We start from the raw sequence: 15,918 nt of genomic DNA, 5'->3' as shown, positions 1-15,918 counted from the left end.
AGAGAAGTATGATTCTTAAATCATTGAATAAATTGCTAATGCCTGCGTTGCTTTGTGCAACTGCTACTCAAGCATACGCTGCAGAGCAAAAAAATAAGCCAATTGATCCTTATTGGAACAATGCGACTGTGTATTTCATGATGACGGATCGCTTTGCCAACAGTGACAAGAGTAATGATGTTAATTACAACCGCAAGCAAGATGGTGCGACCTTGCGTAATTTCATGGGAGGTGATCTCAAAGGCATTACCCAGAAAATCAACGAGGGATACTTTAACGATCTCGGCGTTAACGTATTGTGGATGACGCCACTTAACGAGCAAGTTCACGGCTATTGGGATGAAGATTGGGGTCGAAGCTATCCATTTCACGGTTATTGGATCAAAGATTGGACGGCGGTTGATCCTAACTGGGGCACTGAAGCTGATATGAAAGCCATGATCGATGCCGCTCACGCCAAAGGCATTCGGGTTTTAGCCGATGTTGTACTTAATCATACCGGACCAAAAACCAATATCGATGTGCAATGGCCAGATGATTGGGTGCGCATTGACCCGTTGTGTCAATGGCAAAACTATGAGCAGGTGGTGACTTGTAATCTAGCGACGAGTTTAAGCGATCTCAAAACAGAGTCAGATAAGCCAGTTGCCTTGCCACCATTTTTATTAAAGAAATGGCGTGAAGAAGGGCGCGAGCAGCAGGAGTTAGCCGAGCTTGATGCCTTCTTTAAGCGCACTGGCTTGCCACGCGCGCCGAAAAACTATGTGATTAAATGGCTTACCGACTGGGTGCGTGATCACGGTCTTGACGGTTTCCGTGTCGATACCGCTAAACATGCCGAAGAAGAAATTTGGCAGGTGCTAAAAGATGAATCAACTTTAGCGCTTAGAGAATGGCAGCAGAAAAATCCTAATGCGCTGCCAACCACCAAGGACTTCTTTATGGTGGGAGAAGTGATGAATTTTGGCGTTGATGGACATGGCCAAACACCAAAGGGCACACGTTTATATGATTTTGGTGACAAGCAGGTCGACTACTTTAACTATGGTTTCGATAGTTTGATCAACATGGGCTTTGCGCAGCACGCCAAAGGCGATATTAAATCGATGTTTGAGGTTTATTCAAAATCATTAAACAGCGGTGAGTTATCTGGCGTTGGTGTAATGAATTACCTCGTATCGCACGATGATGAGCATCCGTTCGATAAAGCGCGCAAAGACTCGTTTGACGCTGCTAACAAGTTGCTATTAGCACCCGGCATGGCGCAGATTTATTATGGTGATGAAACGGCTCGTTCATTGACGATAAAAGATGCCTTTGGCGATGCTACATGGCGCTCATTTATGAATTGGCAAGATCTCGACAAACCACATACCAAAGCTGTATTAGCACATTGGCAAAAGCTTGGACAATTCAGACGAGCGCATATTGCCGTTGGCACGGGTAAACATCAGCAATTAAATGCTAGCCCATACGTGTTTAGCCGCGTTGATGACAAGAGTGGTGACAAAGTCGTTGTTGCGCTAGATGCACCTAAAGGAAAGAAGACTATTACTGTGGGTAAGGTATTTAATAATGGTCAGCAGTTAACTGATGCTTATTCAGGTCTTAAAACTACGGTTGTTGATGGTAAAGTTAATCTAAATAGCCCATTTTCTGTAGTTTTGCTGCAAGCTAACTAGTTTAATTATCTGATAGTAAGCGCGTATTTAGTAAAGGTTTGTACTTTTACTGAATACGCGTTTTTTTATGCGTTAACTCTAAAAGTTAACACAATGTTAATTAGTGTATTGAAGTATGTAGTTAGCGCCTAAATGCTAGTTATTCTCAATTGCTAACGTTACAATATATCAGTTATTAATTATCTCTCTCTTTTTTATGTCTTTAATTTCTAAGAAATGGTCTGTTAGCCTAGTTGCTAGCGGCGTTTTATGCGCGTTGAGTGCAGAAGCATTAGCACACGGTAATGGCATGGAGCGCATCTCCGTCGTGGGTCGTGAAGTAAACTTGGTTGGTGAGGCGATTTCTGCATCGCAAGGCTACATTGGTCAGGCGGAAATTGAAATTCGCCCGATGCTACGCACTGGTGAAGTATTAGAGCTGGTGCCAGGCATGGTGGTGACTCAACACAGTGGTACTGGTAAAGCGAATCAATATTTCTTGCGTGGTTTTAATTTAGATCACGGCTCTGATTTCTCTACCATGATCGACGGCATGCCAATTAACAACCGCACTCATGGTCACGGTCAAGGTTATACCGACCTTAACTTTATCATTTCAGAAACTATTGCTGGCGTAAGCTATAAAAAGGGTGCTTATTACGCCCAAGTTGGCGATTTTAGCGGTGCGGGTAGCGCCCATATGTCGACGGCCAATCTGTTAGAGCACGGCTTGGTTTCAGTGACCTTAGGTGAAGATAACTATCAGCGATTAGTTGCGCTTGATAGTGTCGCAACAGATTCCGGTGAGTGGTTGTGGGCAGTTGAAGCCAATAATTACGATGGTCCTTGGACTGATGTTAGCGAAGATTTGGGCAAAGTTAATGTACTGCTCAAGCACAGCAAAAAACTTGGTGATGGTCAGTTAACACTCTCGTTTATGGGCTATGACAATAGTTGGAATAGTGCCGATCAAATTCCTGAACGCGCGGTTAAATCAGGTCTAATTGATGAATTAGGCTCATTAGATACAACTGTGGGCGGTGAGTCGAGCCGTTATAGCGTTAATGCACAGTGGCAAAACGAGCAATGGACAGCATCGGCTTATGCGATTAGTTACGACATGCAATTGTGGTCGAATTTCACTTATTTCTTAGATGATCCTGTTAATGGTGATCAATTTGAGCAAGTTGATGATCGCATGATTTTCGGTGGCCAAGTGAGTTACCAACAATTTGGTGAACTTGCTGGCAAGCCAATGACTAATTTATTTGGTGTGCAAACTCGTGTCGATAATATCGATGAAGTTGGATTGTACTCGTCTAAAGCCCGCTTGCGCACTGGCGTTGTTAAGTCAGATGATGTTAGCCAAGCAAGTGTTGGCGTTTACTGGGAAAACCAGTTGGCACTGACTGATGATTTACGCACTGTGTTTGGATTGCGTTATGACTATTATGATTTTGACGTGAAATCTCGTGTTGATGTTAATAAACACGGCGTTGCATTGGGCGCTAACAGTGGCACAGCTGATGATGACAAGGTGTCAGCAAAAGCGAGTGTGATTTATACTCTAAATGATGAGTGGGAGACTTATGCCTCTATCGGCCAAGGGTTTCACTCAAATGACGCTCGTGGCACAACGATTAACGTTGATCCATTGTCGGGTGATAAGGCTGATAAAGTCGATCCTTTAGTTAATTCGCTAGGTTATGAAATTGGTTTACGCGGTTTCTGGAGCGAGCGCTTTAATACGTCGGTGGCGTTATGGTCATTATCATTAGATGAGGAATTGCTGTTTGTTGGTGATGCGGGTAATACAGAAGCGAGCCGTGAATCAGATCGTCGCGGTATTGAAGTAACTGGTTACTATCGCTTAAACCCTCAGTTTACGCTGGATGTTGAATACGCTTATACCGACGCTGAGTTTAGCGACGATGCACCAGAAGGCAATGAAATTCCTGGTGCGCTTAAACATGTATTGCAAACTGGTATTAGCTATCAAGGCGACAATGGCTGGTTTGCCAACCTCCGCGCACGTTATTTTGGCAAGCGTCCATTAATCGAAGATGGCAGCGTTGAGTCTGATTCAAGTTTAGTGAGCAATCTACGTATTGGTTATCAAACCCATGAGTGGAATGTGAAAGCAGATATTTTGAATCTGTTTAACTCTGATGCTCATGACATCGATTATTTATACGAGTCGCAACTAAAAGGCGAAGCGGCACCAGTGGAAGATCTACACTATCACGTGATTGAACCACGGACAGTTAGGGTTTCGTTTAGTTATAATTTTTAATTGATCCATCGACTCGTTTTATATCTCAGTTTTAGGATGTGCTTTTTTAACTGAGTCGACCACTCTAGTGAAGCCAATAGCACACCCGTTACTTTCTTTGCTTCGCCAAAGAAAGTAACCAAAGAAAGGCGACCCGACATTTAGCGCTGATCTCAAATGAAAAATTGCTTTTTCAGTAACGTATTTGATCCGCATCCCTGCGGCAAATACTAGAAAATCATCCATGATTTTCTTACTGCGCAATTTGTCATTTAAGGCGCTAAATAACGGGAGTAAAAATGCCGCGCGCTAGTGAATCAAGAGTCACATAAGGCTGTTTTTTTTTTGACCAACCTTATTTAAAAACCTTTCCAGCCCACCTTGCTAGGCCCGCTGTAACGCTGCCAAAGTGATCGCCGGTCACTAATTCAATATCGGCATCTTTAAAATAATTGGTTAAAAAATTTCGCAATACGGGTGACTGTGCGCTGCCGCCTGTGACAAAAACAACGTCTGGTTGGCAATTGGCTTGCTCGATGGTGTTGTCGATGAGTTTGCCAATGTTATCAAGATGGCGAGTATTGGCTTGATAGAGAGTGTCTAGGCTTACTGGACTTGTTAGTTCATCGGCTAGGTAGTTAAGTGGCACCGCGATATTGCCGTTATCCGTGAGGGAAACTTTAGCGCGCTCGGCGCTATTAACCAGTTGATAGCTTAATTTTTCTTGCTGAACTTTTATTAGGCGCTCAATGAGTTGTGGCTCTGCGGCTTCTTTTTTCAGCTGAGCTAGGGCGCGGCCGTTACTGTCGCTGTAAAACTCGGTTTGGTCGTTAATGTTATTAATCGACGCCGCTTGCCAGTGAAAGCTTGTTGGTAGAGGCTTACCCGTCGTCGCTAAACTGCCAAGACCAAGCGCTGGCATCAGGCCGCGCATACATAACTGAATATCGAGATCGTTACCGCCAATTCGCTGCCCGCTATGGGCAAGCAATTGCTGTGTTCGATTATCAAGTACGCTGTATTGTGGTCCCATTAACAGCATTGAGATATCAGATGTACCACCACCAATATCAACTACTAGTACTTTGGTTTCTTTGGTGAGTGTTGATTCAAATTCAAAACCAGCGGCTACGGGCTCAAATTGAAATTCGACATCTTTAAAGCCAATGCGTTTTGCCGCATTCGTTAGAATCTCGATGGCCTGTTGATTGCTTTTTTGCGCGTCTAAGCCTTGAAAGTTAATTGGCCTGCCAATAACGGTTTGGGTGATTTCACGGCCCAATTGCTGCTCTGTATTGGTTTTTACTTCTAGCATCATCGACGCAACAATGTCTTCAAATAGGGCTATTTGTGGCGGTAATAATCCACTGGCACCGAGGAAGGATTTTGGCGATTTAATGTAATAGCCTTCTTCGGGATCTTCTAAATAGCGGTCAAGAGCTAACTGTCCGAAACTAAGATGCGTTGGAATATCATCTTCACGAAGTTCACGCATCGCGGCGCTGCCTTTAGAAAGTTGCAATTGGCGAGCTGATTTAAACCCTTGATGCTTAGCCGTTGGTAGTTTTTGCATTAAATCGAGGCTAATAATATCGCGACTCGGTGCATAAAGCGTTGACGGCATATAACGGCCGTGCTGGCCTAAGTTGATATGTTGCGGTTTGTCTTGTTGCATGAATGCAACTGCGCAATTTGAAGTGCCGTAGTCAAAGCCAATCATGATGAATTCCTGTGAAGAAAAAGGTGCCAGAAAAAAGGCGCGCTAGGATATAGTAAAATTAGCGCGCGAGCAAATTACCTAAGCGCCCTGTGAATATCTCCTTCGATAGAGACGAGTTGGCTTACAATTGTGCCTGATTTAGCGCTATCGTAGAGGTAATAGCCAGCTAATGCTAACTCTCCTTTTGAGTAGGGAGCTTTTAGTGTTTGCCAGTTAAGTTTGAAGCCTTTGTTATCTCTGGTGACATAGTAAAGCATGCCTTGTGATACCTTTGGATGAAAGGCCCCTTTGGGCAAAATGAGTCCAGTTTCAGTCGCTGATTCTCCTGTTTGCCATTGTTTAAAATTCGCTGCAGTTGATATTTTTCTTGATACTTTATCGACGAGAAATATTTGCTGAGTGTAGTGATCGCTAATCAAATAGTGCCAGTTTTCGATATCTTCAATTTGAGTTAATTTGATGCTGTCATTCGTTATCGTAAAAAATTTCATCGGATGTGCTTTATCTGCTGTGGCAACGTAAAAAGTATTGTGGTTAAGCCATCCTAACCCAGTAATCGTTGCTGGGCTGCAGAATGATTCTGTCATATCAGAGAGGTTGATCTTGGATGGTGAAGATAAAAGTGTAGGGACGAGAATATTCCACACACAGTTGTGGTCTGAAAGCAGCAGCTGATTATCATCCGGTGATAATTCTAAATATCGGAACGAATGGTAATCGTCAAAGTTAGAAAGTAGGGTTGTATTCGATGTGTTCAAATCGGTGAGATATAGTTCGCTTTTACCGCTTCGTTTTGAAATGAACAAATAGTTATTATCTTGGTGAAAGAGGCTCGGGATAATATCGTAAACCGAAGAATTATCGGTGAGCAGTGCATTACCTTGATTCAGCCACAAGTTGTTGAAATTGTTTCTACGAGTCGAAAATAAAAGATCTTGCTTGTTAAGACGAGACAAATTTCTAGCAAGATAATCTGAAGCGCTGACGACTGTGTTGGTGTCTTCACCGTCTAAATCTGAGTGAATTATTTGATGTGATGGCGGTGCGGCAAAATAGTAAATTCCTTGTGAGTTATGATCCCAAATTGCTTCGTCGACATAATAGTTGAATGTTTTGTGACGACTGAGCTTATTTGAAGTCAAATTGAGGGTGTGTAATGTTGTTTTTCTTTGCGCATCACTACTCATCAACAGCAATTTTTCCCCGTCGGGGGAAATATCTAACGCGTGATTACCACGCCCTACAGGATCTGGCTGACGCAGTAATTCATGTAGTTGTAAATCGATATCATAGCTGTAAAGCTGACTTTCTGGGGAGTTGCGTGATGAGGCGGTGTAGAACAGTGTTTTTTTGTTGGGACTTAATGCTATGTCGTTAATTCGTTGGCCGTTACAATTAAATAGTCTAGTCGAATCGCTTAATTGATTGTCAATATTGATGCTGCTTTGAAAAACATTACAATCCGGACCTTTATTTTCTAAAAACATAATCCGCGCTAAAGCATCTTGCTCTTTGTGGACGGTAATAATTCGTGAAATCACGTGGCCGTTTAATTCAATCTTAGTTTGATCATTTTCGATTAGATCTTTGCTCCATAGATGAGTGTCTGATTGGCCTAATTGCTGCCGTAAAAACACAATGGAATCAGTACCGATAATTTGCCTTGGCGAATGTTCAATTCCCGTTTGACGAGTTAATTCCTGAGTTTTTGTGTTGATGAGTTGAGTTGGGGAATGTGAAGGCCAAAGTGTCTTTAAAATTACTATTATTAATATTGAAGCTGCTAACCACCAAACTCGAGATATAGGATTAGTCGTTATAGGAGCGTTTCTTGAATGAACTGGTGCGGGCGTTAGTGTTTCGATTGAACAAATTAATCGATAACCTAATTTGGGAACCGTTTGAATGTATTCTGGTTGTTTTGGGTTGTCATTGAGTAACTTTCGCAGATTGGCAACTTGTTTATTGATGGCATTATCGGTGACGTACCTACCGTCCCAGAGCGAATCAATAATCATATCTCTGGAGATGATGGTCTCTGGATTGTCGACGAAGAGTAATAGTAATTGGTAGAGTTTAGGCTCTACTGTTATCTCAACGTCACATTGAAATAAACGAGCATTTTTCTTGTCGAGTTTGAAATTGCCAATCTTATACACGGCGAAAGACATCCAGTAATTCTCAATTTTTATATTCTGACTACAATAACCTCAGGATTAAACCCTAAAGTGTATTGTTTTTATACAATTGGTTGGTAAATGGTGAAAATTCACCTTTTCTACATGTTTTTTCCCTGTCTTTTCACAACTTTAGCAAATCAATATCGCAAAGTGTTATGGCTTTAAACAACAAGGAATAGACGATGTATGTAACAAAGATAACGAGAAATGCACTTTATTTAGTTCTAATAGCGCTAACAGCGATAAGTAATATTGCTAGCGCTAAAGATTCAGAGTATTTCGCTTCACTTAGGTATAACCACGTTTCCCTTCATGCTGAGATCAAAGGGATCTTTCCAATGTCGGCGAAAAAGGCACAGTCACAACCTCATTATATTTTTCATTACGATGCTAATGGTCGACTGTCGGAGATTGAAAACAACAGTTATGGCAATCCTCGCCGCCATCCATTGACGAGCTTTGGTACAAAGTTTGTGAAAATAAGCTACGGCAATGGTTTGCAAACTCGTGAATATTTCGATGTTAACAATAAACCGATGATGAACATTCGCGGAGTCCATAAAGAGGTATTTAAAGTCGATGCCGATGGCTTTATTTATCAGTTAAATTTCTTCAATGATTCGAATAAAGCAGTTGAGTCACGTTGGAATATCGCTGAGTACAAGTGGCAGCAAAAGGATAATTGGGTCGTTGAACGTCGTTACAATTTAAAAGGGGAAAAACAACCTTTATCACCCTATTTTGAGTTTGCTGATACGGCCATTGAATACGACAAACAGGGCAATCCTAAGCGTCATTACAATTTAGATGGCGATTTAAACATTGCTAATAATAAAGACGGCGTTGCCTATTATGAGGATGATTACGATAACCTCGGTAGACATACTAAATTTTCATATTTTAATCACCAGCGAGAAATGGTGAAGAATCAATGGGGATATGCCTATGCAACCAAGCATTATGACGAGCAAGGTTATTATCAAAAAGCCAGTCGGTATGAGGTTGATGGCACGCCATTACAAGTTGTCGATCCTTTTAAGTCGGATGATAAAAGTAATACTCGAGCAGAAATAAAACGCGTGTCGCTTAGTTATTTGCAAGCGTTAAAAAACCGTAAGCCTGAGCTAATGAAAGAGGTCATTCACCAAGATTTGCACAAGCATTTCGTTCCGTTATTCCCATTGCCAAGCGGTGAACATACATTGCGCCAAACTAGTTATGAAAAGCTGATGGAATTTGCTGAAAGTTGGAATCTCAATGGGGTCCGTTTTCCTCCCGAAATGACAGTTGAAGTAACCATTTTGGATGTACACCGCGATATGGCGACGGTCAAGATGGTGTCGGACAATTGGATTGAATATTTACATTTGGTGAAGCTTGATAAACGGTGGCAGATTAAAAACATGTTGTGGGATTATAAGCAATAGTGGCCTGTGGTAGCCTGTAGCTAAGTAGTAGTTTAGAGTCTTCAATTGGTTGCAGTTGAGGACTCTTAGTTGCAGTTGAAGACTCTAACTTTTGATGTCGACCTTATTGTGGATGTTCTTCCAATTGTCGGGAAACTTACCTTGGAGTACAAAGGCAAAGGCGATGAGTTCGGCAATGATCAGATAGAGCTCTTTGGGGATCTCTTGTCCCATGTCTAGGCGCTGTAAAAATTGGCTCAGTGCAGGATCTTGGTGGATCATGACGTTGTTTTCTTTGGCTATTTCTAATAGCTCTTCTGCCAATGAACCATAGGCTTTAGCGGTAACTTTGGGGGCCGATTGCTGGTCGTATTTGAGGGCGACGAGCTGTTTTTCTTTAGGAGCGTTGTTTTCATTCATATCATTAGCTCGACAAGTTGGTTGGGGCGTTTGACCAAGGTTGTTGGAATTTCACCTTCGGTACAATTGATGTTGGTATTGTTAAAGCCTAAGGCTTCTAATCGGTCGCTTAAGAATCCCGAGTAAAAATTGGCGCGTTCTAGTAAGGATGCATTATTACAAGTTAAGTCCAATTCAACTCCTTGTGATGTGAGTAGGGCATTTACTTTTACTTTGTCTGTTTGGCCACAAGGCAATAATAGTGTTAGACGCCAGCATTTTTCGCCAGTTTTCTCATCTTGATGCTCGCGCTCTATTTCACCCTCGATTTGAGGTATATGCTGCTCTTTGGTGGGCACATTAAAATAGAATAAGTTCTGATTGGTTTGTTGCTGCTCGGCGTTTTGATATTGATAAAATTGAATGTTAGCGCTCATTCCGGTGAGTGCTTCTTCGAGTGGCTTGAAGCTCTGTAGGTTACCGAGCATTTGCAGGGCAGACATTAAATGACTCGTTGGTTGTTTGCCTTGTTTAACGAGTTGCCCTAGATGTTTCAGTAATTGCGGTGATGGTGATTGACCATTGGCAATATGGCGACCGCCGAGCATAACGTGAAGCGCACTAGCTAGTGGCCCTAGGTTGGTTAGTGAAACCGATGCGGTGCTCAGTGGCTCAAAACGACTAAACTGCTCAACCACCTGTGCTAGTTGTAGCGGATTAGTGAGACTATTCATCGTTGGCAATTGTTGCAGTACCCGTTGCGATAAATTTTTCAATTCGTTAATCGCGCCAAGCTCTATTTTACTGTTGGGCTTTAATGATTGTTCAATATCATCCGTAAGAGATTGCTGCATCGCAGATGATTGAGAAACTGTTTTATTATCGTTTGTGGATGTTGCTGCTTGATTATTGATTGCAGATTGCTGTGATACCTTGAGTAAACCGATAAGTTCATTAAGTTTTTTTAATGGCACCGATGCTGTTGCTGGCTGCTCTGTTTTAGTTGGCTGAGTATTATCTGATGCTTCTTTAGTCGGCTGTGATGCTGGTGATTCTGACGATGCTTTAGTGCTGTTAGTTGCGGCTTGATTATTGGCTGTATCACTTTGTTGTGGTTGCGTTGAACGTTGCGTAGTAGATTGAAGTGCCTGTTGTGCAGTGGCTTGTTTGAGATCTTGCGCAAAACTTACGTCTTTAGCTAAAGGTGCATTTTCAGATGCTTTAGCATTATTTGTGGTAAGTGATGGTTGTAGCTCTGATGCCGACGGTGTCGTTTTACTTACGGCTGATTGCTTAGATGTCTCGTTAATTTGCTGAGTTAATTGAGCGCTATTAATTGACGCTTGTTTTTCCGATGGTTGCTTCTCAGTTGCTGGCTGAGGTGGCATTGATTTGTCGGCCACAAACTTATCTGACTGTGCCATCACATTTTGTGATGCTTTGTTGATTAACTCAGCTTTATTCGTTGATTCGAATTTGCTGTTGGCTACCTGCGTATCATTGCCTTGTAATTGGGTACTAGATGTTTGAGAACGTGTCGTTTGATTATTTTGTGGTTGAGTGGGCGCAACTTCGTTGGAGACTTTAGTTGTTTGCTCACTGCCTTTGGAAACACTGTCTTTAGAAACTAAAGTCGCTTGCGTTTGTTGATTGACGAGCTCTTTTAATGCTAATGGTTTGATTTGATTAGCTTGTGGTGTTTGCTGATGAGTGTTTATCGGTAACTGTTTAGCGTCAGGCGGTATTGTCTGTTGTTTTGGCGCAGAACTATCAGTCATCTGCGTCTGATTAGGCTTATTGAGTTCAGCTTTGATTTGCTCATTAGTGAAGTTTGCTAATTGCTTGAGTTGATTTCCAAGATTAGCGATAGTTTGTTCACTAGGTTGGTGCCTAAGCCATAGTTGATTAAGTGGCTTCGTCATATCCACCGTTTGCATTTTTTCGATGGCATTGCTGAGCTTTGCGGGCTCAATAACCTCACTTAAATTATTGACCTTGGTGACTGGCAACTGTTGGAGCGGCAATTTAGTTTCAACTTGGCGCAGTGGCATTACCAAGGATGTTGGCTGCTGTAGCCTTTGCTTAGGAGTCAATTGAACTAATAGTTGATTATCCTTACTAAGCACTAGGCTCGCTTGCATTGTGGTATTCAACGGTAGAGCGCTAACGCCCGGTAAAGCTGCTTTTAATGTGACGTTAGTTGTTGTTTGCAACTGCAGTTGCTCTTGGGGCAGTCGCCGTGCTTGGCCTAAGTTTATTTCGCCTTGTTTTTGCAAATGGGCTTTAACGCGCTCAATATCCGCAGGCAAGCTAGTTTGCTGCGTTAGCTTTTCAAGCAATTGTGCGCTGGCAGGAATTGTTACTTCACCAGTCGCTTTAGTCGGAGCTGGTGAAAGCTGAATGATAACATTACGGTCATCTTTAATAATCGCAAGGTTGACCTTTTCGCCAATAGCAAAGCGTTGTGCTAGTTCTGGTTGTTGGCTGATATCGAGTACTAGCGGTTTAGCATTTGGAATACTTAGGGTTATTTGCGATTCGCTTTTAGCAATAACCTGCGAAGGAATCGTTTGATGATTGTTTCCGCTTGTAGTTACAGACTGCTTAGTGACAGATACATTAGATACAACTTGTCCTTCTTTACTCGCCGAAACGGCCGTAGAATTTGAGGGAGTTGAACTTGGGAGAATATCTGCCATTATTGCCCGTAATTAATTGAAGTCGTTCGATAATCGAAATTACCATAGTAATCGATCGTATGTGTTTTAGCACTTACTGTTATTATGATATGTAAAGTATCGGCGCAGGTGCTGGTATACTTGAGCGATTAAGTTTTAAAGAATAGTTTTTGAGGAATAATTGATGGAAAAAAAACGCAGCCCGCTTAAACGGTGGCACTTATCCATTGTGGGAGCTCTTTGTGCTTCGTTATTTACTGTTTCGTCAGTAAATGCCGAGGAAGCATCGGAGCAGGAAAAAGAAGCGGTGACGTTGATTGATGCGGAGCGCTCTGATCCTTGGGAAGGGTTTAACCGCGCGATGTGGGATTTTAATCAAAACTATCTAGATAAATATATCGCAAGGCCTGTGGCAATTGCTTATCGCGATTACATTCCAGTGCCTGCGCAAACGAGCATTTATAATTTTGCCAATAACTTCGAAGAGCCATCTACTATGGTAAATAACGCGTTGCAAGGCAATGTTGAAGACAGTGGTAATGCTTTTGCGCGGTTTTTAGTAAATTCTACCGCAGGGGTGTTCGGGCTATTCGATGTTGCTGAAAAAATTGGTTTAGCAAAGAAAGAAGATGAGTTTGGTGAAGTATTGGCGGTATATGGTGTCGACGCTGGCCCATACTTAATGCTACCGGGCTTAGGTCCAACGACATTGCGAAATGAAATTGGCGATCAAGTGGATAATTTGTACTTTCCACTAGCTGATATGTCGACGATGCAGAGCCTTGGCTTAACATTAGTTAAAGGAATTCACGTTCGCGCTCAGCTAATAGAGCAAGAAGGCGTGTTAAATTCATCGCTTGACCAGTATGCATTTGTAAAAGAGGCTTATTTCCAGAGTCGCTTGCACGATATTTATGATGGCGAAGTACCAAAGCCAGTCGAAGAAGAGTTAGACGAAGATTTTGATGACGATTTAGATGATTAATTAGCTCATTGTAATACTGTAAATTTAAAAAGCCCCGCCAACAATGTTGACGGGGCTTTTATTTTGGAGAGTTTCAGAAGTTAGCTAGCTGTTGCTGCTTTAGCTTCTTGCTCACTTTGATCGTTTGTTGCAGTCTCAACTGCTTTTTCCCATTTCTGAGTTACAAAAATCATTAATACTAAAATAACAGCACCGGCAATTAAGCTAATTGTTGCGATGTCGTAGTAAAGACCAGGTAGCGTACTTACGTTCTTAGGATCGTAGCCAGTTGCCAATAAACCAGCAACGATGTTACCGATAGAGTAGGTTAGTACGAATACGCCCATCATTTGACCAGCGAAACGCTTCGGCGAAAGTTTACTTACCGCACTTAAAGCGATAGGACTTAGACATAATTCACCAACACTGTGTAGGAAATAGGTAACTACTAACCAGTACGGTGCTACCTTCATGCCTTGAGCTGCATAAGTCGCTGCTGAGAACATCACCAAGAAACCAGATGCCATAATTAGCAGACCAATTGCACACTTAATGCCAGAAGTTGGATTGTAAACTTTCTTACCTAAATTGATCCAAAGCGCTGCAATAAACGGTGATAATACGATGATGTAAACAGAGTTTAGACCTTGGAACCAAGCTGTTGGAATTTCAAAGCTACCAATCATTCGGTTGGTGTGATCTTGAGCAAATAAGTTCATTGAAGAACCAGCTTGCTCAAATCCTGACCAGAACAGTGTTGAAGCAACACAGATCAAGAATAACGCAAGCATCCCTTTTTTCTCAGTTTCATCTAATTGACCTAAGAAAAATATGTAACCGAAGTAAAGGAAGAAAATAATTGTAAAGATAACAGCTGTGTAACCAGCAATAGTTACTGGATCAAAAGTTATCACGCCGGCAATACCTAGAACTGTTACAGTTGCAATACCTGCCATGATAAATGCGATAACGCCCCAGCTTTTCTTTTCAGCAGATTGAGTCATTGGCTCAGATGCTTCGCTACCGTGGCCTTCTAAGCTGTCTAGCTTAGTGCGGAAGTATAGAAGACCTAAAGCCATGCCTACTGCAGCGGCGCCGAATGCCCAGTGATACCCCATAGATACGGCTAAGTAACCACACACAAGGTTACCGATCACGGAGCCTAGGTTAATGCCCATGTAGTAAATTGAATAACCTGCATCGCGGCGTGGATCGCCTGCTTTGTATAATAAGCCTACTAATGCAGAGATATTTGGTTTTAACAAACCAGTACCCAAAACAACTAGAACTAAACCTACAAAGAAGCTTTCATCTGTTGGCACCGCAAGCACGATGTGGCCACACATAATAATGATAGCACCGTACCAAATCGCTTTCTGGCTACCAATCAAACGGTCGGCAACCCAGCCACCTGAAAGGCCCATAAAGTATACTGCACCTGTATATAAACCATAGATAGCTGCAGCGTTAGCAGCGGTAATCCCTAAGCCACCGTCTTGCATTGCTGTCGTCATGAAGAGTACAAGAAGTGCACGCATACCGTAGTAACTCATGCGCTCCCACATCTCTGTGAAGAATAGCGTAGGCAAACCACGCGGATGGCCAAATACGTCAGTACTCGCACCAAATGAAGTTGGATTGTTCATAAAGTTTCCTATTTAAGAGTAAGTAATTAACCTGTCTCGATTGACTATTAGCAAATGCCAAGTTGATCAATTACTTAAATTTATTATGAGGCTGTTGTTGTAATATACGCATGCTGGCTTTTATTGCATTTTTAAGCGGAGGCCAGCGTAGCCTGCGCGACACTATAGCAAACTTTCGTCGAAGATGAATTGTTTCGCGAAGAATTGCCCCATTTGTAATAAATGGAAATAACTAAAGTGATGGATTTATGACCGTTTTATTCGCCAAAAGTTGATATAAACAACACTTGGCGTAAATTAACGATTATTTAACAGATTCGCGTTGTAGTTGGTTTGAGGATGGTGATAGAATTGCCGCCGAATTTAGCATAGGCCATTTTTATCATGCTACAAGGAAATAATCGTTGGTATTTACTATATTGTAAACCGCGCGAAGAAGAACGCGCTGTCCAACATCTGCAAAACCAGGGAATTGAGTCTTTTTATCCTGTTAAAAACGTTGAAAAGATCAGAAAAGGTGTCAAAAGCGTCAAGCATGAACCCCTCTTTCCAAATTACCTCTTTGTTAGTTTAGATCCTGATACAGCAAATTTTAATGCCGTTCGTTCAACGCGTGGCGTGTCTTCGTTTGTGCGTTTCGGCAAAGTTTATACACAAATTAGTGATGATATTATCCAGCGTCTGCGCGAGAAAGTCGCTGTGAATAGCACTGGTGTGGATATCTCTGCGATGCCAAAAGCTGGCGATAGTGTTGTGATTAATTACGGCGTATATCAAGGCCTTGAAGCAATATTTAAAGTTAGTGATGGGCTAGAGCGCTCAGTACTACTTATTAAGTTAATTGAGCAACAGGCTGAATTAACAATTGAAAACAAAAATTTTAGATTGAAATAAGTAAACTACTGCATTCGTTCGTAAGACGATTACCGCGATTAGTTTTTTCAATTCTGGCGAATGAGGAGCTACGACCTTAGGGCGGTAGCGTACCTAAA

Annotated in this window: 10 protein-coding genes; 5 read left to right on the top strand and 5 right to left on the bottom strand. The window is 42.0% G+C overall.

Annotation, left to right across the window (positions count from 1 at the left end; genetic code table 11):
* Window positions 1-8: 8 nt before the first annotated feature.
* Together MHM98_RS07375 and MHM98_RS07370 are read left to right on the top strand one after the other, a co-directional pair.
* Window positions 9-1,682 (top strand): alpha-amylase family glycosyl hydrolase, encoded by a 1,674-nt coding sequence (locus MHM98_RS07375; RefSeq protein ID WP_239438617.1) that lies wholly within the window; start codon window positions 9-11, stop codon window positions 1,680-1,682.
* Between the two features lie 196 nt (window positions 1,683-1,878).
* Window positions 1,879-3,954 (top strand): TonB-dependent receptor, encoded by a 2,076-nt coding sequence (locus MHM98_RS07370; RefSeq protein WP_239438616.1) that lies wholly within the window; start codon window positions 1,879-1,881, stop codon window positions 3,952-3,954.
* 334 nt (window positions 3,955-4,288) lie between these two features.
* On the opposite strand, the gene yegD is transcribed toward MHM98_RS07370, so the two are convergent.
* Together yegD and MHM98_RS07360 are read right to left on the bottom strand one after the other, a co-directional pair.
* Window positions 4,289-5,653, bottom strand: coding sequence for a molecular chaperone (yegD, locus tag MHM98_RS07365; RefSeq protein ID WP_239438615.1), 1,365 nt, complete (start codon window positions 5,651-5,653; stop codon window positions 4,289-4,291).
* A 74-nt stretch (window positions 5,654-5,727) separates the two neighbouring features.
* Window positions 5,728-7,824, bottom strand: a complete 2,097-nt coding sequence (locus tag MHM98_RS07360) for a winged helix-turn-helix domain-containing protein (protein ID WP_239438614.1) — start codon at window positions 7,822-7,824, stop codon at window positions 5,728-5,730.
* Between the two features lie 347 nt (window positions 7,825-8,171).
* Here MHM98_RS07360 and MHM98_RS07355 point away from each other — a divergent pair, with 347 nt between their 5' ends.
* Window positions 8,172-9,260 carry a nuclear transport factor 2 family protein gene (locus MHM98_RS07355; protein ID WP_239438613.1) on the top strand — a complete coding sequence of 363 codons (1,089 nt, stop codon included), beginning with the start codon at window positions 8,172-8,174 and terminating at the stop codon, window positions 9,258-9,260.
* 84 nt (window positions 9,261-9,344) lie between these two features.
* On the opposite strand, the gene MHM98_RS07350 is transcribed toward MHM98_RS07355, so the two are convergent.
* Window positions 9,345-9,659, bottom strand: coding sequence for an EscU/YscU/HrcU family type III secretion system export apparatus switch protein (locus MHM98_RS07350; protein WP_239438612.1), 315 nt, complete (start codon window positions 9,657-9,659; stop codon window positions 9,345-9,347).
* Window positions 9,656-12,337, bottom strand: coding sequence for a hypothetical protein (locus MHM98_RS07345; RefSeq protein WP_239438611.1), 2,682 nt, complete (start codon window positions 12,335-12,337; stop codon window positions 9,656-9,658). The genes MHM98_RS07350 and MHM98_RS07345 overlap by 4 nt, the downstream gene beginning before the upstream one ends.
* A gap of 163 nt (window positions 12,338-12,500) precedes the next feature.
* Here MHM98_RS07345 and MHM98_RS07340 point away from each other — a divergent pair, with 163 nt between their 5' ends.
* A complete protein-coding gene (locus MHM98_RS07340) occupies window positions 12,501-13,301 on the top strand; it encodes a VacJ family lipoprotein (RefSeq protein ID WP_239438610.1) in 801 nt (266 codons plus the stop codon).
* A gap of 80 nt (window positions 13,302-13,381) precedes the next feature.
* On the opposite strand, the gene MHM98_RS07335 is transcribed toward MHM98_RS07340, so the two are convergent.
* Window positions 13,382-14,926, bottom strand: a complete 1,545-nt coding sequence (locus tag MHM98_RS07335) for a peptide MFS transporter (RefSeq protein WP_239438609.1) — start codon at window positions 14,924-14,926, stop codon at window positions 13,382-13,384.
* Between the two features lie 384 nt (window positions 14,927-15,310).
* On the opposite strand from MHM98_RS07335, the gene rfaH reads away from it, so the two are divergent.
* Window positions 15,311-15,820: a transcription/translation regulatory transformer protein RfaH gene (gene rfaH, locus MHM98_RS07330; protein WP_239438608.1), complete on the top strand. Its 510-nt coding sequence runs from the start codon at window positions 15,311-15,313 to the stop codon at window positions 15,818-15,820.
* Window positions 15,821-15,918 lie beyond the last annotated feature (98 nt).

The organism is Psychrobium sp. MM17-31 (assembly GCF_022347785.1).
In the GTDB taxonomy this organism is placed as follows: domain Bacteria; phylum Pseudomonadota; class Gammaproteobacteria; order Enterobacterales; family Psychrobiaceae; genus Psychrobium.
The sequence above is the reverse complement of the archived record's forward strand: the minus strand, read 5'-3'. Positions and strand labels throughout refer to the sequence as shown.